Source organism: Micromonospora sp. WMMA1923 (genome assembly GCF_049179195.1).
GTDB lineage: Bacteria > Actinomycetota > Actinomycetes > Mycobacteriales > Micromonosporaceae > Micromonospora > Micromonospora yangpuensis.
Genome location: NZ_JBMHLZ010000001.1, coordinates 4120092 through 4138881 on the forward strand (window position 1 = coordinate 4120092; position 18790 = coordinate 4138881).

Below are 18790 nucleotides of genomic sequence, written 5' to 3' on the forward strand. Positions count from 1 at the left end.
TCTCAGTTCTCCTTCACGGTCGCCGTGGTGGCGAAGTCGGGGTTGTTGGCGTACTCGGACTTGACCGCCAGGTAGGCGAAGGCGTGCGTGACACCGGTGCGCAGCACCCCGTCGAAGACCTCCCGGGCCTTGTCGAGGTCGCCCTGGTAGTAGTGCCAGTTGCCCAGCCCGTAGCCCTGCGTGACGGTCTTCAGGCCGTTGCCGTCGCACATCGCCCAGAGCTGTTCCGGGGTGATCTCCCCGGTGTAGAGCTGCATCCGGCCCTCGTACCCGACCAGGTGGTCCTCCTGGACCAGGCGGACCGCGCGGAACCGGTCGAGCACCTGCTCGGCCTCGTCCGGCCGGCCGAGCCGGCGCAGCGCCATGTACTGCCAGTCCTGCGAGGCCACCAGGCCCTCCTGGTGGCGCGACGACTCCTCGGCCGCCCGGAAGCTGGGCAGACAGCCCTCGAAGTCACCGGTCAGGTACTGGGCGACCCCGAGGTGGTACCAGATCGAGGTGTGCAGCGTGGTGTTGTACCGGTCCAGGGCGGTCGGGTCCTGCGCCGCCATGGTGTCGGTCAGGTGCTGCGGGCGGACCCGGTCGTCGCGGCCGAGGATCAGGCTGACGACGTCCTTCTCCACCTCGGGCTGGTACATCTCGTACTCGTCCTCGACACCGGGCAGCTGGTCGGCCGCGGCACGCAGGTCCTCGATCGCGCCGGCGTAGTCGCCGATCGAGATCCGCCGGTGTCCCCGGAAGCGCAGCAACCGGGCGCTGCCCGGCTCCAGCTCCAGCGCCTCGGTGAGCAGCGCCACCGCCTCGGCGTGCTTGTTGAGGTAGCCCTTGAGCCGGGCGGCGATCACGTAACGGTCGGACAGCGGTACAGCCGTCATGGTCTGCCTTTCGTCTGCGGGGTGGCGGTGCGAGAGGGCGCCGGCCGAACCGACCGGCGCCCCCTCGCGCCGGCTCAGCGGTCGAGCCAGATGTTGCGGTAGAAGCGGTACGTCGGCGTCGGGTCGCCCTGGTAGCCCATGACGTTCTTCTGCACCACGTCGAAGTCGGCGTTGAGGAAGGTCATCGCCACCGGACCACGCTCGGCCAGGATCTTCTCGGCCTGCTGGTAGAGCGCCGCCCGCTTGTCGGCGTCCAGCTCCGAGCGGGCCTGCACGACCAGGGCCTCGTACTCCGGGTCGGTCCAGTTGCCGTAGTTCAGACCGCCGCCGGCCAGGAAGCTGGCGGTGAACCGCTCGTCCGGGTCGTAGGTCAGGCCGAAGCCGGACTGGTACATGTCGAAGTCGGCGGACTTGGTCTTGGTGTCGGCGATGGTGGACTCGACCGACTCGATGGTCACCTTGATGCCGATCTTGGCGAGCTGCTGCTGCTCCACCTCGGCCGAGCGGACCTGGAACGCCGAGGTGGCGATCACCATGAGCTTCGCCTCGAAGCCGTCCGGGTAACCCGCCTCGGCGAGCAGGGACTTCGCCTTCTCGATGTCGGGCTTGTCGTAGACCGGCTCGGTCAGCGCGCCGAACCGGTCCGGCGGCAGGTAGCCGGCGTTGAGCGGGGTGCCGAAGCCGGAGTTGGCCACGTTGAGGATCTCCTGGCGGTCCAGCGCCAGGTAGATGGCCTGTCGGACCTTGACGTCGTCGTACGGGGCCTTCGAGGTGTTCAGCCGCAGGTGCAGGGAGAGCGAGCCGGATCCGCCGTACCACTTGAGCGCCTCGTCGCGCTTGAGGGCGTCGATGAACTCGGGCGCCGGACGCCAGAGGAAGTCGACGGTGCCGCTGCGTACCGCCGCGGCGCGGGCGTTGTCGTCCGGGTTGAAGGTGAAGTCCATGCCGTCCAGGTACGGCACCCCCGGCTCCCAGTACTGGGTGTGCTTGTCGAGCTTGATGCCCTGGCCGGTGACCCGGGAGGCCAGCTTGAACGGGCCGCTGCCGCCGTCGACGCTGCCGTTGAGGCCCTTCTCCCCGTCGACGACCTCACGGTCGACGATGGACGACGCGGCGGTGGAGAGCAGGGTCAGGATGGCGGCGTTGGGCTTGTCGAGCTTCATCTCGACGGTCCGCTCGTCGGGTGCCTCGACGGAGGCGATGCCCTCGTAGCTACGGGCCCGCGGGGCCCGGGTGGCCGGGTCCTGGATCCGTTCGATCGAGTACTTGACGTCCGCCGCGGTCACCTTGCGCCCGCTGTGGAAGAAGGCGTTGTCGCGCAGCTTGAACGTCACCGTCAGGCCGTCGGCGCTCTGCTCCCACGACTCGGCGATCGCCGGCTTGATCTCACCCCGGTACGACTGCACCAGCGACTCGTAGATCTGCTCGTTGATGACGAAGGCCGAGGTCTCCGACATCCGGTGCGGGTCGAGTTCGTTGGCGTCGAGCCGGATCATGATCCGGAGCCGGCCGCCGGGCTTCGGGTCACCGGCCGGCGCTGCCTCGTCCTGGAGGCGGACGTTGCTGCTCAGGCCGTCGTTGCCGTTGTTGCCACCGGTGGTGGACGGGGGTTCGCCACCACCGGAGCAGCCGGCCGCGAGCGTCGCGACGACGCCCACCGCCAGCACCCTGGTCAGGAATCGAGTTCGCATGGGTCTCCTTGGCTGGTATCCCGGGCAGCGCGTACGGGTCAGGCCGACTTCCACACCTGTCCATAGACCCGCAGCCAGTTGCCGCCGAGGATCTTGGTCACGTCGTCGGGTGTGAAGCCGCCGGCCAGCAGCGCCTCGGTGAAGTTGGGGAAGTCCGAGGCGTCGTCCATGCCGATGGCCCGACGCTCGGTCCAGCCGAAGTCACCGAGGAGGTTCTGCTGCTCCTTGGACTTCGCCTGGGCGATGGACTGCAACTGCGCGATCCGCATCGCCTCGGTCCACGTCTCGTCGTAGTCGGTGGCGATCGCGACGTGGTCGATCCCGGCCACCTCCACCACCCGACTGACGTGCTCGACGAAGCGGGTCAGATCCGGACGCCGGGACGGGGCCTCCGGGTAGTACAGGAACCCTGACAGGGTGGTGATACCCATGACGCCGCCCTGCTCGCCGAGGCGACGCAGGTACCCGTCGGACTTGGCCCGGATGTGCGGCGACATCGCGTCGCAGAAGGAGTGGGTGACCACGACGGGGTTCGCCGAGGCCGCCATGGCGTCCAGGCCGGTCCGCTCGCCACAGTGCGAGACGTCGACCAGGATGCCCAGTTGGTCCATCGCCTGGACGAAGCGACGGCCCCGGTGCGTCAGACCCGAGTCGGTCTCCTCGCCGCACCCGGCGCCGAGCAGGTTCTGCCGCTGGTAGGTCAGCTGCAGGATCCGCACGCCGAGGTCGTAGAAGGTGCCGAGCAGGTCGAGATCGACACCGATCATCTCGGTGTCCTGCGGGCCGAAGATGACGGCTTCCTTGCCCTCGGCCTTGGCCCGTTCGATGTCGGCCACGGTCAGCGCGAGCAACACCCGGTCGGCGTTCTCGTCGATCCACCGACGGCACCGGTTCACCTCCCGCAGGGCGGTGACCGTGTCCGCGTACGGCCTGGTGACCGTGTGGTTGACCGCGGTGACACCCCCGCGCCGGATCCGGTCGAGGTGGGCGTCGCTGAGCTCGATCACCGTGCTGCCGTCCACGACGGTGGCGGCGGCGTGCAGCTCGGTCGCCGAGCGGACGGAGGTTTCCGGGACAGCAGTGTTCACGTCATCTCCAGGATCATCGGAAGATGGTCAGACTTTACGAGTAGCGCCACTTCATGTCCATAGACCTTTAGAACTCGTCGCCTAGACGTTTGTCAGTGACGAATTTCGTCACAACTGCGAGAGCCCGTACCTCGCCCGACGACCATCGAGGAGCAAACACCAACAAAAGCCGCACGGTACGGAGAGTTGGCAGCTCAGCCGGCACCCCGGGTAGTCCGGTCCGGCATTACCGACGAGGGTCGGCTGGTCACCGACCGCGCGTCACCGACTCCGGTGCGCGGCTGTCGTCCGTACCCCCGGCGACGTCGAGGCCGGCGAGCAGGTCGGCGGTGGTGTGGGCCCGGATGCCGGGAAGGCTCTCCCCGGCGAACGGCGCGACGACGGCCCGGACGTGCCGCTCGGCGGTCCCGGCCAGTCCGTCGTAGACGGCGGCGAAGACCTCCCGGGCGGGCACCCGGAGCCAGTCGGGCGGCAGGAGCCGCAGCGGCAGTTGCGGGTCGAGGACCGGGAAGCGCCGGAAGGTGTCCATCACCTCGGTCCGCGCCCGCACCGCCGCCGCGCCGTCGACCCGCCCGGCAGCGATCTCCGGCAGGAGCGGCCGCCAGCGCCCGAGGAAGGTCTCGTACTGTCCGGCCACCGCCGCGATGTCCCAGGCCGCGAGCGGGTCGCGGGCGATGACGGCGTCGAGCTCGACCTGCCGGCCCCGGAACACCGTGACGGCACCGGGGCCGAGGCCGGCGAGCTGTCTGCGGGCCGCCGGGACCAGCTCGTACGGCGAGATCCACAGTCCGTCGTACAGCGGCGCGTACCCCAGCCACCGCAGTTGGGCGCGCAGTGCCCGGCGTTGCGCGCCGTGCTGCTGGGGCAGGGAGAAGGCGACGATCGTCCAGCACTCGTCCCACGCCCGCGCGGTGGCGGTGGAGGTGACGATCCAGCTGCCGCCGGCCGACAGGTTCCCGGCGGCGGAGCGGCTGAGCCGGTAGGAGCTGTGCCGGCCCTGCCGGCTGCCGTCGAGGACGCCCCGGCGGGCCAGCCGGCTGATCGCGGTACGGGCGCCGGCGGGACTGACGCCGGACTCGGCGAGCAGGGCGACGATGGCTGCCGACGGTAACCATTCCCGGGTACGCAGGGTGTAGTCGGCCAGCAGGGTCACCGCCATCCCCTGCGGCGAGTTGCCGGACTGCCGGCGGGGCAGCCGGACCTGGTGCTCCCCGTCGTCGGGAAAGATCTCCTCGATCTCGAAGGGGCTGGTCACAGGGGCACTCCGGGGCTCGGTTCGACGGCAGCGCCTCGACTGTAGACGGCACCCCAATTCATAGAGGATCCTCAATTGACACTTGTTGGTCCGGGGGGAACACTATGTGCTACGCGAGGTGAGGAGTCCCGTCCATGAGGATCAGACGAAAGTTGCTGCTCGGCCTGGTGACGTCGATGGCGACGGCGCTGGCGGCGGCCGGCCTGGTGATGCCGACGAACAGTCCCGCGTACGCCGCGTCGCTGGTGGAGGTGACCACCTTCGGCGACAACCCCGGCCGGATGCGGATGCACGTCTACGTGCCGGACGCCCGCCCGGCCAACCCCGCGATCGTGGTGGCGATGCACGGCTGCGGCGGATCGGGCCCCGGCTTCTACTCCGGCAGCGAGTTCGCCAGCCTCGCCGACCGGTACGGCTACGTGGTGATCTACCCGAGCGCCACCCAGCAGGCCGGCTTCGGCAACTGCTTCGACACCTGGTCGGACGCGGCCAAGCGACGCGGCGGCGGCAGCGACCCGGTGTCGATCATCTCGATGGTCAACTACGTGCAGCGGCAGTACGGCGGCGACCCCCGCCGGGTCTACGCCACCGGCAGCTCCTCCGGCGGCATGATGACCAACCACATGCTGGCCCTCTACCCCGATGTCTTCGCCGCCGGGGCCGCCTTCATGGGGGTGCCCTTCAACTGTTTCGCCAACGCGGCGGACTACCCGCCAGGCGGTCAGTGCACCGGCGGGAACATGAACCGCACCCCGCAGCAGTGGGGTGACGCGGTCCGCCAGGCGTACCCCGGCTACTCCGGTCCACGGCCACCGGTGCAGCTGTGGCACGGCACCAACGACACCCTGGTGCCGTACTCGCTGCTGCAGGAGACGATCGAGCAGTGGACCAACGTGTTCGGGCTCAGCCAGACACCCACCTCCACCGACACCCCGCAGCCCAACTGGAACCGCCGCCGCTACGCCAACAGCAGCGGGGTCGTCCGGGTCGAGGCATACAGCATCCAGGGCGCCGGCCACAGCCTGCCCTCGGGTGGCATGGCCGCCGCCGCCCTCCAGTTCTTCGGCCTGACCAGCCCGCCCACCACGCCACCGACCACGCCGCCCACGACGCCACCGACCAACCCGCCGACCACGCCACCGACGACCCCGCCCACGACCCCACCGACCACGCCGCCGGGTGCCGGCGCCTGCCGGGTCAGCGCCAGCGTCAACGCCTGGAACAACGGCCTGACCGAGAACCTGACCATCACCAACACCGGCACCAGCGCCGTCAACGGCTGGACGTTGGCCTTCACGCTGCCCGCCGGGCAGAACATCACCTCCGGCTGGAACGCCTCCTACAGCCCCACCTCCGGACAGGTGACGGCCCGTAACGTCAGCTACAACGCCAGCATCGGGCCGAACGGGTCCATCGACATCGGCTTCCAGGCCAGCCACACCGGCAACACCGCCAAGCCGACCTCCTTCACCCTCAACGGCGCCGCCTGCACCGTCGCCTGAGGCGACACCCGCCGCTCCCCCGCCCACACCGGGCGGGGGAGCCGGACCGGTCAGCTGCGTCGGGAGGCGGCCGACGACCTCAGGGGGTCTCCAGGGTGGAGCGGATCGTGGTGAAACCGCCGCCGGCCCGGGCGGCCGAGGCGATGGCCGTGAGCACCTCCAGGACGTGCAGGCCACGCGTACCCGTCGCCAGCGGGGAGCGGCCGGTCAGGATCGCCTCCGCCATGTCGACCAGGCCCATCCCCATGAACCCGTCGGACTCCCCCGGGCCGGGCAGCACCTCGGTGAAGTCCCCGCCCGCGCCGCTGAGCAGCACCGGGCCGCCCCACGAGTTGGCCGGCGCGGCGACGATCGTGCCCTCGGTGCCGTGGATCTCCAGGTGCGGCGTCCGGGTCGCCGCCACGTCGAAACTGGTCACCAGCGTGCCCAGGGCGCCGCTGGCGAACTCCAGCACGCTGGTGACGTGGGTGAAGGTCTCCACCGGGAAGGTCGACCCCGCGCGCGGCCCGGTCGACACCACCCGCTCGGCCCGCGGGGCCGCGCCCAGCGCCCCCACCCGTACGACGGAACCCATCAGTGCGGTCAGCACCGTGAGGTAGTACGGACCGATGTCGAACAGCGGGCCGGCGCCCTCCTGGTAGAGGAACTCCGGCTCCGGGTGGAACCGCTCCGGCCCCGGGTTCATCATGGCGGCGTTCACCGAGGTGGGAGTGCCGATCGCCCCCTGGGCGACGAGGGCCGCGCAGGTACGCGTCCCGGCGCCCAGAAAGGTGTCCGGGGCGGTGCCGACCCACCGTGACCGCTCCCGGGCGGCGTCGAGGATCCGCCGCCCGTCGGCCATGGTGGTGGCCAGGGGCTTCTCCGTGTAGACGTGCTTGCCCTGCGCCAGGGCACGCAGGGTCAGCTCGGTGTGGACCCGGGGCGGGGTCAGGTTGAGCACGAGGTCGAGATCCGGATCGGACAGCAGAGCGTCGACCGGGTACGCCTTCGGCACCCCGTGGGCGGCCCCGAGCGCCCGCGCCCGGGCCGGATCGGCGTCGGCACAGGCGACGACGGTGACCGCCGGATGGCCCGCCAGGTTGGCCAGGTACCGGGAACTGACGTTGCCGCATCCGACGACCCCCACCCGGACGGTTCCCTGCACAGCAGTCATCTCAGGAGAGCCTGACCTCTCGACCGGTCCGCGCCGACTCGTAGATCCCGTCGAGCATCCGCATCACCTCGGTGCCGTGCGACACCGGTGCCACCTGCTCGGCCTCACCGAGGCAGAGCGAGACGAAGTGCGCGATCTCGTTGGCGAACCCCTCGGCGAAGTCGAAGGAGAGGTGGTCGATCTGCGGTCCCATGTTCAGCACGGTGTCGTGCATCTCGGTGACCATGCGCAGCTTCGGTTCCAGCTCCGCGCCACCGCGTTCACCGAAGACCGCCACTTCGAGCCGGTCGTCGAGAGCGTGCAGGGAGTAGCTGGTCTCCAGGGTCAACGACGCGCCGTTGTCGAACCGGATCAGCGCCACGGCGAAGTCCTCGACGTCGCTCTGCGTGGGGTCGTAGTCCGCGACCTTGTACCGCGACAGGGACGTCACGTTCGCCCGGTTGCCAAGCGGCGAGTGGGTGACCGCGCTGACGGTCACCGCCCGGGGCGTACCCATGAAGTACCAGCAGAGATCCAGGGCGTGCACCCCGATGTCGATCAGCGGCCCGCCCCCGGACCTGGCGTGGTCGGCGAACCAGCCGCCCGGGTTGCCGAGCCGCCGGACGTTCGTCGCCCGCGCGTGGTAGATGTCGCCCAGCAGGCCGCCGTCGACGAACGACTTGAGCACCCGGGCGTTCGAGCCGAACCGCCTGACGAAGCCGACCTCCAGGTGTCGGCCGCTGCGCTCGACGGCCTCGACGAGCGCCTGCGTCTCACCGGCGGTACGGCTCAGCGGCTTCTCCACCAGGACGTGCTTGCCGGCCTCCAGCGCCGCGACGGCGATCTCCGCGTGGGTGTCGTTCCACGTGCAGATGCTCACCGCGTCGATGTCCGGGTCGGCCAGCAGACTGTCCAGCGTGGGGTGCACCCGGGCCACGCCGAAGGCCGCCGCCTTCTGGGCACTGCGCTCGGCGTTGAGGTCGAACACCCCGGCGAGTCGGACGTCCGGGTTGGCGGCGTACGCGGCCAGGTGCATCTCCGCGATGCTGCCCACCCCGATCACACCCACCCCGAGCCGACTCGTGCGGTGCTGATCGGGCATGCCCTCACTGCCCTCGCTTCGCTCGGTGCGTTCGCTCATGCGGCGGCCACTCCGACCTCGGCGAAGAGTCGCTTGGCGTTGGCCAGGCCTACCGTGTTGGCCATCAGGCACTCCTCGATGCCCTCGAACTCGATGGAGACGAACCCGTCGTAGTCGGCGGCGAGGATCCCGTGCACGATCCGGCGCATGTCCAGGTCGCCGTAGCCGACGATGGAGCCGAGCAGGTAGTTGCCGCCCGGGGTGTGGTGCCAGCCCTCGCCCGGGTACTGGGAGCGGATGTAGAAGTCCTTGAGGTGCACGATGCTGGCGTAGGGGGCGTTCTCGGCGACCGCCACCACCGGGTTGTCGTCCACCGACATGAAGTTGCCGACGTCGAGCGTGGTCTTGAAGTTCGGCTCGCCGACGAGGTGGATGAGGCGGCGGACCCGCTCACCACCGTTCATCAGCAGCCCGTGGTTCTCCACGCTGGTGGTGATGCCGTACTGGGCGGCGTACCGGGCGATCTCCTGGCACACCTCCACCATGCGGGGCAGCAGCGCCTCGAAGTCGGCGATGTCCTTGGCCCGGTGCGCCCACCTGGCGACGTCGTGCCGGAAGAGGGTGATGTCCAGCTCCGCGGCCACGTCGAGGTGCCGCTTGACCCGCTGCATGTGCGTGTCGGCGTCCGCGCCGAGCAGGTCGGCCGGTACGACGAGGTTGGAGAGGGTGACGCCCTGGTCGGCCGCGCGGGTCTTGATCTCCTGGACGAACCCGGGATCCTGGTCGAGGGTGGAGGTGTCGTTGGAGATCTCCGGCGACAGCGACACCGTCGCGATCTCCATGTGGGTGGCGTCGCTGGCACCGATCCAGTCGATGACCTCCAACAGGCTCATCCGACCGGTACGCAGGTGCTGGTAGAAGGAGTAGGAGCTGAAGCCGAACTGCACGGGGTGTCCTTTTCTCTGGGATGGATGGGAGGGGTCAGGCCAGGGCGGCGTACCGGCGGCGGCGTTCCGCCTGGCGGACCGGATCGGGAATGGGCGAGGCCATGAGCAGGCGTTTCGTGTACGGGTGTTCCGGCCGGGACGTGACGACGTCGCCCTCGCCGGTCTCCACGATCCGGCCCTTGAGCATCACCGCGACCCGGTGGCAGATGTAGCGGACCACCGACAGGTCGTGGGAGACGAAGAGGTACGCGACGCCGGTCTGCTCCTGGACCTCGATCAGCAGGTCGAGGATGCGGGCCTGGGTGGAGAGGTCGAGGGCGCTCACCGGCTCGTCGCAGACGATCAGCCGGGGCTTGAGCGCCAGCGCGCGGGCGATGGCGATCCGCTGCCGCTGCCCGCCGGAGAACTCCCGGGGGTACCGGCGTCCCGCGTCGGCCTCCAGGCCGATCTGGTCCAACAGCTGGTTGATCCGCGCGGCGGCCTCGCTGCCGGGCACGCCCTGGGCGCGCAACGGTTCGGCCAGGATGCTCTCCACCGTCATCGCCGGGTTGAGCGAGGAGTACGGGTCCTGGAAGACGACCTGGATGTCGCGGCTCAGGGCCCGGCGTTCGCGTCGTCTGGCGTGGGTGATGTCCCTACCGTCGAACGTCACCGTTCCGCTGGTCACCGGGGCGAGGCCGAGCACCGCCCGACCGAGGGTGGTCTTGCCCGAGCCGGACTCGCCGACCAGGCCGACCGTCTCGCCCGCCCCGATGCGCATCGAGACGTCGTGCAGCGCGTGGAACGACGGGCTGCGCCAGCGGGCGCCACGGTAGACGACGTTGATGTCGCGGATGTCCAGTAGTGGCTGGTCGGGGCTGCTCACGAGCCCACCTCCTGCAGGTCGCCGCGCCCCCGTCGGGGTGGTGCGTCGTCGAGGGTCGCGTTCAGCAGCATCCGGGTGTACTCGTGCTGCGGGTCGCTGAAGAGGCCGGCGACCGACTGTTGCTCGACGATGCGGCCGTCGCGCATCACCGCCACCCGGTCACAGATGTCGGCGACCACCCCCAGGTTGTGGGTGACCAGGACGAGGCCCATGTTGCGCTCCCGCTGCAGGTCCCGCAGGAGTTCCAGGACCTCGGCCTGGACCGTGACGTCGAGGGCGGTCGTCGGTTCGTCCGCGATGAGCAGCTCCGGGTCGCAGGAGACCGCGCCCGCGATGAGGACCCGCTGGGCCATCCCGCCGCTGAGCTGGTGGGGGTAGGCGGCGAGGGTACGGGCCGGGTCGGGGATGCCTACCCGGTCGAGCAGTTCCAGCGCCCGGGTGGTCGCGTCCCGGCGGGACAGGCCGAGTTGTCGGCGGATCGGCTTGGTCAGCTGGGCGCCGACGGTGAAGGACGGGTCGAGGTTCGACATCGGCTCCTGCGGGACGTAGGCCATCCGCTTGCCGCGCAGCTTCTGCAGGTCCCGCTCGCGCAGCCCGACCAGGGACCGCCCGTCGAGGCAGAGCCGCCGGGCGGAGACGACGGCCTCGGGCGGGAGGAGTCCGAGGATCGCGAAGGACGTCTGGGACTTGCCCGAGCCGGACTCCCCGACCAGTCCGAGGACCTCGCCCCGGGCCACGTGCAGCGACACGTCCCGTACCACGTCCCTGGTGGTGCCGTCCTCCGCCACGTACCGCACGGCCAGGTCCGCCACCTCGAGGAGGGTGTCCGCGGGAAGGTCGGCGGACCCGGACGCCTCGTCGGCCTCGTTCCGGGCGATCCGGGTGTCGTCGGCGCGGGCCGGGCGGGCCGCCCGCTTGGCCCGGCGGCGGAGGCTGACCCCGAGGGAGTCGGCGAGCGCGGCACCGAAGAGCACCAGCGCCATGACGGTGAGGCCGATGGCGATACCGGGGGCGATGACCAGTTCGGGGGCGCGCTGGAAACTCTGGAAGGCGTTGCTGAGTTCACCGCCCCAGCTCGGGCGCTGCGGATCGCCGAAGCCGAGGAACTCCAGCCCGGACTGGACGATGATCGCCATTCCGAAGATGAACGAGGACCGCACCACGACCGGACCGAGGACGACGGAGAGCACGTGGCGGAAGATGATGCGCAGGTCGGACAGGCCGGCCACCCGGGCGGCTTCGAAGTACAGCTCCTCGCGTACGCCGATCACGGCGCTCCTGGTCAGCCGGAAGATGTCCGGTGAGGCGAGCACCCCGAGGGTGATCATCGTCGGGGCGAGGCCGCTGCCGAGCGAGGCGATCACCACGATGATGATCAGGATCTCCGGCAGGGACATCAGCATGTTGAAGATCCAGCTGGCGGCGCTGTCGAACCGCCTGCCGTGGTAGCCGGCGAGCAGACCCGCCGGGATCCCGCAGAGCAGGGCGGTGGCGACCATGATCGCGCCGGCCTGGAGGCTTACCCGGCCGCCGTACAGCAGGCGGCTGAGGATGTCCCGCCCGTTGCCGTCGGTGCCCAGTGGATGGTCGGCGCTCGGCGGCAGCAGCGCCTCGGAGAGCACCACCAGGTTGGGGTCCTGTGGCGCGAGGAGGGGGGCCAGGACGCTCGCGACGACGATGGCGAGCAGGACACCGCCGGCCACCACCCCCATCGGGTTGCCGAGGAAGGCGCGGAGCCTTCGGTTGGAGATGCGGCCCGCGCGGGGCGCGATGTCGACGCTCATGCGTTCCGTACCTTCGGGTTCAGCGCGGCGTAGAGGATGTCGACCGTCAGGTTGACCAGGACGACGACGAGCACGGTGAAGAGCAGCACGCCCATGATCACGGGGATGTCGCTGTTGCCCGAGGCGTTGATGGCGACGGCGCCGATGCCCTGCAGGCCGAACACCCGCTCGACGATGGCGGCCCCGCTCATCGCCGCGATGAACTGCAGCGAGAGCATGGTCAACGCCGGCGGGGACGCGTTGCGCAGGACGTGGACGAGCAGGACGTTGCGCTGCGACAGGCCACGGCTGCGCAGCGTCCGTACGTACGCCTGGCTGTTGACGGTGATCACGGAGTTGCGCAGTTGCTGGGCGATGGCGGCGATCGAGCCGATCGACAGCGCGGTGACCGGCAGGATGATCGACCAGAGCCAACCGCTCGGTGAGTCGGCCAGGTGGATGTAGCCGGTGGCGGGGAACCAGCCGAGCTGCACGGCGAAGACCAGGGCCAGGATGATCGCGACCCAGAAGTTCGGCAGGCTGAAGCCGAGCACCATGACCACCTGCAGGACCCGGTCGAAGGAGCCGGGCCGGGTAGCGGCGAGCAGCCCGAGGGCGACCCCCAGCACGGCGGCGACTCCGACGGCGCCGAGCGCGAGGGAGACGGTGACCGGCAGTCGCGACACGATGAGGTCGATGACCTGGGCGTTCTGCGCGGACGAGACGCCCAGGTCACCCCGGAGCACGCCACCCAGCCAGTCCAGGTACTGGGTGAGGACCGGCCGGTCGAGGCCGAGCTGTTCGCGCTTGACCGCCACCTGTTCCTCGGTGGCGTAGAGACCGAGCGCGCCCCGGGCCGGATCGGAGCCGGTGAGCATGAGGAAGAAGAACATCCCCGTCACGACCGTGAACGCCAACAGCAGGCCCGTGGCCAGTCGACGGCCGATGAAGCCCAGCATGCCTGCTACCTCCTAGCTGACCTGGGACGGCACCCCGGGTGGGCCGACAGTCGACTCGGCTCACCCGGGGGCGGTGGACGGTTAGTTGTTCGGTGCGAAGAAGCGCAGGCTCGGCATCAGCTGCGCCTGCTGCATGGTCACGTCGATGTCCGACCTGAACAGGTAGACGTTCTCCTGCGTGACGATCGGGGCGAACCAGGCCTGCTCCACGAGGTGGGTGTTCAGCTCCTTGTAGAGCGCGGCCTGCTCGTCACCCTGCGCGGCGGGGATCTCCTTGAGCAGCCGGGTGACCGTGTCGTCGGTGTACTGGAAGTTGTTCCACAGCGAGGTCGGGGTGAGCTTGTTCAGCACGTCGGTCCAGGCCGGGATGTTCGTGGAGAACGAGAGCATGAACGCCGGCTGGCCCTTGAGGGTCTCCAGGCCGCCGTTGGCGAAGCCGTTGACCGGGACCTGCTCGACCGTGATGCCCACGTCGCCCAGGTACTGCGTGACGATCGGCACCAGCGGGGACATGAAGCCCTCACTGAACGAAATCTTGATCTTGAAGCCGCTCCCGTAACCCGCCGCCGCCAGCAGCTCGCGCGCCTTGGCCGGGTCGTACGGGTAACGCTCGTTCAGCTCCGGCACCCACGCCTCGCTTGCCGGGTTGAAGGTCTGGGTGGAGACCTGACCGAAGCCGCCGTAGTGGGTGTCGAGGATGGCCTTGCGGTCGAGCGCGTGGTTGACCGCCTGCCGGACCCGCACGTCGCCGAGGGCGGCCGACTCCTTGCCGGCCCGGTCCTGCAGGATGATCCCCTGCCACTCGCCGGGCACCGTCTTGACGGTCAGCCCGTCGCTCTTGGCCTTCGGCACCATGTCGGAGGTGCCGTACATGAACTGGATCTGCCCGGTGGCCAGGGCGTTGTACCGGGCGGTGAACTCCTCGTACGGCCGGATCACCACGGTGGCGAACGGGAACGCCTCGCGGTTCCAGTAGCCGTCGCGGGCGGTGAACCGGTAGCTGACGCCCTTCTCCGAGGCGCCCGCGTCGAGCAGGTACGGCCCGGAGCCCACCGGCGTCGTGGCCAGGTTGCCCGCGGCCAGCGCCTGCGGACTCGCCATGTACCCCAGGTACGTGGCCAGGCCGGCGAGCAGACCGGGACTCGGTTCGCTCAGGTGCAGCCGTACCGTGCTCGCGTCGACGACCTCGACGCGCTCGATCACCCGGGCCGCCTCGGACGCGCTGCCCGCGCCCTCCTTGCGTGCCTCGATGTTGACCTTCACCGCCTCGCCGTCGAAGGTGGCACCGTCGCTGAACGTCACTCCCTCACGCAGCTTCAGGGTGAGTTCGGTGAGGTCGTCGTTGTACTCGTACTCGGAGGCGAGGTTGCCCTCGATCTTCGACTCGGCGGTCTTGCGCAGCAGCGGGTCGTAGACGGCCTCGGCGTAGTGGATTACCGCACCCTCCTTCATCTCGGCCGGGTCCCAGGTCAGCACGTCGCCGTTGTTGCCGAGGACGAGCTGGGACGAGGTGGATTCCTGGCTGTTCTCCCCGCCGCCGCAACCGGCGAGGGTGAGAACGACCGCGGCGAGCGCTGCCGTCAGCGTGCGTGGTAACTGCACCGTGTTCCCCTTCTGTTGCTGCAAAGTCAGCGCCGGTCGGCGTTGCTCTGGGTGACAAGATCCGGGTCAGCGGATCAGACGATTCCGAGTTGTTGACTCATGACCATGGCGGTCGCGCCGCGCAGGACGATGTCGTCGCCGAGCCCCGACAACCGCAGGACGATGTCGCCGTGGACCTCGGTCAGGGCGCGTTGCCGGATGGTCCGGGTGGTGGCGGCGGCCAGTGGCCCCTCCAACACCCGTTGCGGGCCGCTGAGCACGATCTCCGAGACGTTGAGCGCGGCCACGATCGGGGCCAGCACCCGACCGAGGGCCTCCCCGGCCACCGCGAGCACCCGGGCGTGCTCCGCCTCGGTACGCGCCCCCGACAGGTCCTCCTGGATGCGCCGGGTCGACAGCCAGGTCTCCAGGCAGCCGAACTTGCCGCAGACACAGGACCGGTCGCTGTCGGAGTCCACCACCACGTGGCCGATCTCGCCGGCCGCAAACCTGCTGCCCAGCACGGGCGTACCGCCGAGCAGCAGCCCGGCCCCCACGCCGACACCGACCCGGACCAGGAGCGAGTCCGGTGCGCTCTCGCCGTAGCTACGCTCGGCCAGCGCGGCGGCGTTGGCGTCGTTGGCCACCACCACGGGACAGGCGAAGCGCTCGGTGAGCACCGACCGGAGGTTGACGTCCTGCCACCCCAGGTTGGGCGCGCCGAGAATGACCCCACCGAGATCCACGATGCCCGGGGTGCCGACGCCGATGCCGAGCAGCGGTGCCGTCACCTCGTCGGTCAACTCCCGGACCAGACCGACGACCCGCTGTACGGCCTCGGCACCGGTGCTCCCGGCGATCTCGACCTGCCGGCGGGTCACCACCGAGCCACCGAGGTCGAGCACGGCCCCCCGGTAGAGCGTCGAGTGGCTCAGGTCCAGGGCGACCGTCTGGTAGGCGTGCTCGTTGAAGCCGAGCATCATCGCGGGCTTGCCCGGTCGGCTCCCCGCCCGCATGCCCATCTCGCGCACCAGGTCGTCGGTGAGCAGGTCGCTGACCACGTCGGAGACCGAGACCCGGGTCAGCCCGGTACGCCGGGCCAGGTCCGCCCGGCTGTGCGGCCCCTCCCGGTACAGCATGCGCAACAGCAGCTCACGGTTGTGCACGCGGGCCTGCTCCGGCAGGAGCTTCTCGCCGGAGCGGACCCGGGCCGGGATCCGGTCCTGCCGGGGGATCCCCACCGTCTGCTCGGGTGCAACGGATGGGGCCGTCCCCACCTGGTCAGTGCTCTTCACCCGGTTAGTACAGGGGGCTAACAAACCCGTTCACAAGAAGCCCGCCCCGCTTGTGGCCAAGTTGTTACGTGTCGCTGAGGCACTACTGACAGCCGCTCTACCAGCCAAGACTCCCCACGGACAGCCGTCGCGGGCGGTCCGCGGTCAGCTGTGCGGCAGCAGCAGAAGCTTGCCGGTCGAGCGCCGGCCGGCCAGGTCGGCATGCGCCGCCGCGGCGTCGGCGAGGGGGTACCTGCCACCGACGTGCACCCGCAGCCGACCGGTGGCGAGCAGGCTCAGCACCGCACCGGCCCGGGTGAGCAACTCGTGCCGGGTGGCGATGTGGTGGCTCAGGTTAGGCCTGGTCAGCAGCACCGAGCCGGCCGCGTTGAGCCGTTGCGGATCGAACGGGGGCACCGGGCCGCCGGCCTGGCCGTACAGGGCGAGGGTGCCGCGCGGACGGAGCGCCGCCAGGCTGGCGTCGAAGGTCGGGCCGCCGACGCCGTCGTACACCGCGTCCACGCCTGCGCCGCCGGTCAACGCGCGTACCTCGGCCGCGGTGTCCGCGCGGTCGTAGCGGACGATCTCGTCGGCGCCGGCGGCCCGCGCGACCTCGGCCTTCGCGGCGCTGGAGACGGTGCCGATCACCCGGGCCCCCCGCCACCGCGCCCACCGGGTGAGCCACTGTCCCATCCCGCCGGCCGCCGCGTGCACCAGCACCGTGTCCCCCGGGCGCACCGGGTAGGTGTCGTGCAGCAGGTAGTGCGCGGTCATCCCCTGGAGCAGCGCGGCGGCGGCCGTCTCCAGCGGGATCCCGGGCTCCACCGGTACGACGGCGGCGGCCGGCACCGCCACGTGTTGGGCGTACCCGCCGGGTTGGTTCACCCAGGCGACCCGGTCGCCGACGGCCACCCCGGTCACGTCGGCGGCCACGTCGACCACCGTGCCGGCGGCCTCGATGCCGGGAACGAACGGCATGGGCACCGGGTAGCCGCCGGAGCGCTGGTAGATGTCGATGAAGTTGACCCCGCTGGCCGCGACCGCGACCACCACCTGTCCGGGGCCGGGCACGGGCACGGCCCGCTCCGCCGGGCGCAGCACCTCCGGACCGCCCGGGGTGTGCACCACGATCGCCCGGCTCACCGGGGGACCTCGGTCAGCCAGTCGGTGTGCCGGTCGGATCGACCCCGCACCAGGCGGGCGTAGGCGTCCGCCAGCCGCCGGGTGACCGGGCCGGGCCGGCCCTGCCCCACCGGTAACCCGTCGATGCTGGTGATCGGCAGGATCTCCCAGGCGGTGCCCAGGAAGAACAACTCGTCGGCGAGGTACAGCTCGCTGCGGTCCACCTCCCGCTCGACGACCGGCTCACCTGACTCGTCGAGGAGCCGGAGCACGGTGTCCCGGGTGATGCTCTCCAGCACCCCGCTGGTCAGCGACGGGGTGGTCACCGTGCCGTGGCGGACCAGCGCGACGCAGGCACCGGGGCCCTCGCTGACCTTGTGCCGCTCGTTGAGCAGGATCGGCCAGTCGTGTCCGTTCTCCCGGGCCTCCATCATCGCCAACCGGCCGTTGTGGTAGTTCGAGAAGGCCTTGACGCGGGGCGGCATGGCGGCGTCGCTGACGCGTTGCCAGGAACTCACCCCGGCCCGGCAGCCCCGGGTGACGTCCGGACGGCTACGGAAGGGCCAACTGTCGATCACCACCTCGCAGACCGACCCCGCCGGGACCATCTGCTCCCGGATGAGCCCGGCCGGGAACGCCCACGGTCGGACGTACGCGTCCCGGTCGTAGCCGTTGCCCCGGAGCAGGTCGAACACCCCGGTCCGCAGGTCGGCCAGGCTGTACGGCAGGTCGAGCCGGCAGATCCGGGCCGAGTCGAACAACCGGCGCAGATGCTCGTCGAGCCGGAACAGCAGCAGTCGACCGTCGTCGGCGCGGTAGGCCTTGATCCCCTCGAAGATCGCCGCCGTGGAGGCGTGGCCGACCGCGTTGACGTGGATCTGCGCCTGCTCCCACCGCGACAGGGTGCCGTTGCGCCAGATCCATTCCGGCCGGTCGGCGGTGGGACTGGCAAGTGAGGCCAACTCGGGTGCGGAGACGTTCATCGGTTTCCTGTTTCTGCGAGTCGGTCGAGATAGGACGCCAGCGCGACGTCGAGCAGGCTGGCCCGGACCTCGTCGGCGGCGTGCAGGTCGGCGTGCCCGCCCACCGCGTTGCGCACGGCGACGCAGTACACCCCGGCCGCGCCGGCGGCCCGTACCCCCGACTCGGAGTCCTCGAAGGCCAGCGCGTCGGCCGCCGGCACACCGGCGCGGCGCAACGCCAGCCGGTAGAGGTCGGGGGCCGGCTTGTGCGCCGGGGTGTCGTCCCCGGTGACCAGCCAGTCGAAGCGGTGCCCCAGGCCCAGTCGCCGCAGGTGGGGCTCCACCCAGCGCCATGGGGAGCTGGAGACCACGCCCAGGCCCAGGCCGGCGGCGCGGCCGGCGTCGAGCAGCGCCGTGACGCCGGGGCGTACCGGCTCGGCCGCGCACAGCTCGCGCTTGCGCCGCAGCCGGGCGGCCCGGGTCGGCTCGCCGACCGGACGCCCCAGGCGGGCGGACAGGTCGGCGAGGGCGACCGTCTCGCCGTCCGAACGGCCGGCCATCGCCGCCCACACCCGGTCCGGCAGGCCGTGCCCGACCAGCTGGTGGTACAGCTCGTCCCAGGACCGGTGGGCGGCCCGCTCGGTGTCGCAGAGCAGCCCGTCGAAATCGAACAGGAGCAGGCGCAGCGGCATG

16 protein-coding genes are annotated in these 18790 nt (G+C 70.6%); 1 reads left to right on the plus strand and 15 read right to left on the minus strand.

Features of this window, described 5'->3' with window-relative positions; genetic code table 11:
- Positions 1-2 precede the first annotated feature (2 nt).
- The 4 genes from ACN28G_RS18470 to ACN28G_RS18485 all read right to left on the minus strand — a co-directional run bounded on the left by ACN28G_RS18470 (position 3) and on the right by ACN28G_RS18485 (position 4909).
- Positions 3-875, minus strand: a complete 873-nt coding sequence (locus ACN28G_RS18470) for a tetratricopeptide repeat protein (RefSeq protein ID WP_091442019.1) — start codon at positions 873-875, stop codon at positions 3-5.
- 74 nt (positions 876-949) lie between these two features.
- Positions 950-2566, minus strand: a complete 1617-nt coding sequence (locus tag ACN28G_RS18475; RefSeq protein WP_421479929.1) for an ABC transporter substrate-binding protein — start codon at positions 2564-2566, stop codon at positions 950-952.
- Between the two features lie 38 nt (positions 2567-2604).
- Positions 2605-3654: a dipeptidase gene (locus ACN28G_RS18480; RefSeq protein WP_091442026.1), complete on the minus strand. Its 1050-nt coding sequence runs from the start codon at positions 3652-3654 to the stop codon at positions 2605-2607.
- A gap of 247 nt (positions 3655-3901) precedes the next feature.
- Entirely contained in the window at positions 3902-4909 is a 1008-nt protein-coding gene (locus ACN28G_RS18485; RefSeq protein WP_421479932.1) for a PaaX family transcriptional regulator C-terminal domain-containing protein, read from the minus strand.
- A gap of 134 nt (positions 4910-5043) precedes the next feature.
- On the opposite strand from ACN28G_RS18485, the gene ACN28G_RS18490 reads away from it, so the two are divergent.
- Complete coding sequence (locus ACN28G_RS18490; RefSeq protein WP_421479933.1) at positions 5044-6411, plus strand: PHB depolymerase family esterase; 1368 nt, start codon at positions 5044-5046, stop codon at positions 6409-6411.
- A gap of 79 nt (positions 6412-6490) precedes the next feature.
- Here ACN28G_RS18490 and ACN28G_RS18495 read toward each other — a convergent pair whose 3' ends face one another.
- The 11 genes from ACN28G_RS18495 to ACN28G_RS18545 all read right to left on the minus strand — a co-directional run bounded on the left by ACN28G_RS18495 (position 6491) and on the right by ACN28G_RS18545 (position 18789).
- Positions 6491-7564: a Gfo/Idh/MocA family protein gene (locus ACN28G_RS18495; protein WP_421479935.1), complete on the minus strand. Its 1074-nt coding sequence runs from the start codon at positions 7562-7564 to the stop codon at positions 6491-6493.
- A 1-nt stretch (position 7565) separates the two neighbouring features.
- On the minus strand, positions 7566-8684 hold the full coding sequence (locus ACN28G_RS18500) for a Gfo/Idh/MocA family protein (protein WP_421479936.1): 1119 nt from the start codon (positions 8682-8684) through the stop codon (positions 7566-7568).
- Complete coding sequence (locus tag ACN28G_RS18505; RefSeq protein WP_091442039.1) at positions 8681-9571, minus strand: sugar phosphate isomerase/epimerase family protein; 891 nt, start codon at positions 9569-9571, stop codon at positions 8681-8683. Before ACN28G_RS18505 ends, ACN28G_RS18500 begins: the two co-directional genes overlap by 4 nt.
- Before the next feature lie 34 nt (positions 9572-9605).
- The gene (locus ACN28G_RS18510; RefSeq protein ID WP_421479938.1) at positions 9606-10436 is read right to left on the minus strand and encodes an ATP-binding cassette domain-containing protein; all 831 of its coding nucleotides are present in this window, start codon (positions 10434-10436) and stop codon (positions 9606-9608) included.
- Positions 10433-12220: a dipeptide/oligopeptide/nickel ABC transporter permease/ATP-binding protein gene (locus tag ACN28G_RS18515; RefSeq protein WP_421479940.1), complete on the minus strand. Its 1788-nt coding sequence runs from the start codon at positions 12218-12220 to the stop codon at positions 10433-10435. Before ACN28G_RS18515 ends, ACN28G_RS18510 begins: the two co-directional genes overlap by 4 nt.
- Positions 12217-13158 carry an ABC transporter permease gene (locus tag ACN28G_RS18520; RefSeq protein ID WP_091442046.1) on the minus strand — a complete coding sequence of 314 codons (942 nt, stop codon included), beginning with the start codon at positions 13156-13158 and terminating at the stop codon, positions 12217-12219. Before ACN28G_RS18520 ends, ACN28G_RS18515 begins: the two co-directional genes overlap by 4 nt.
- 81 nt (positions 13159-13239) lie before the next feature.
- Positions 13240-14760 carry an ABC transporter substrate-binding protein gene (locus ACN28G_RS18525; protein ID WP_091442049.1) on the minus strand — a complete coding sequence of 507 codons (1521 nt, stop codon included), beginning with the start codon at positions 14758-14760 and terminating at the stop codon, positions 13240-13242.
- Between the two features lie 74 nt (positions 14761-14834).
- Positions 14835-16034, minus strand: coding sequence for an ROK family transcriptional regulator (locus tag ACN28G_RS18530; RefSeq protein WP_421479942.1), 1200 nt, complete (start codon positions 16032-16034; stop codon positions 14835-14837).
- Positions 16035-16178: 144 nt separating this feature from the next.
- Positions 16179-17156 carry a quinone oxidoreductase family protein gene (locus ACN28G_RS18535; RefSeq protein ID WP_421479943.1) on the minus strand — a complete coding sequence of 326 codons (978 nt, stop codon included), beginning with the start codon at positions 17154-17156 and terminating at the stop codon, positions 16179-16181.
- On the minus strand, positions 17153-18118 hold the full coding sequence (gene ilvE / locus ACN28G_RS18540; protein WP_421479945.1) for a branched-chain-amino-acid transaminase: 966 nt from the start codon (positions 18116-18118) through the stop codon (positions 17153-17155). Before ilvE ends, ACN28G_RS18535 begins: the two co-directional genes overlap by 4 nt.
- Positions 18115-18789 carry an HAD family hydrolase gene (locus ACN28G_RS18545; protein WP_421479947.1) on the minus strand — a complete coding sequence of 225 codons (675 nt, stop codon included), beginning with the start codon at positions 18787-18789 and terminating at the stop codon, positions 18115-18117. The genes ilvE and ACN28G_RS18545 overlap by 4 nt, the downstream gene beginning before the upstream one ends.
- Position 18790 lies beyond the last annotated feature (1 nt).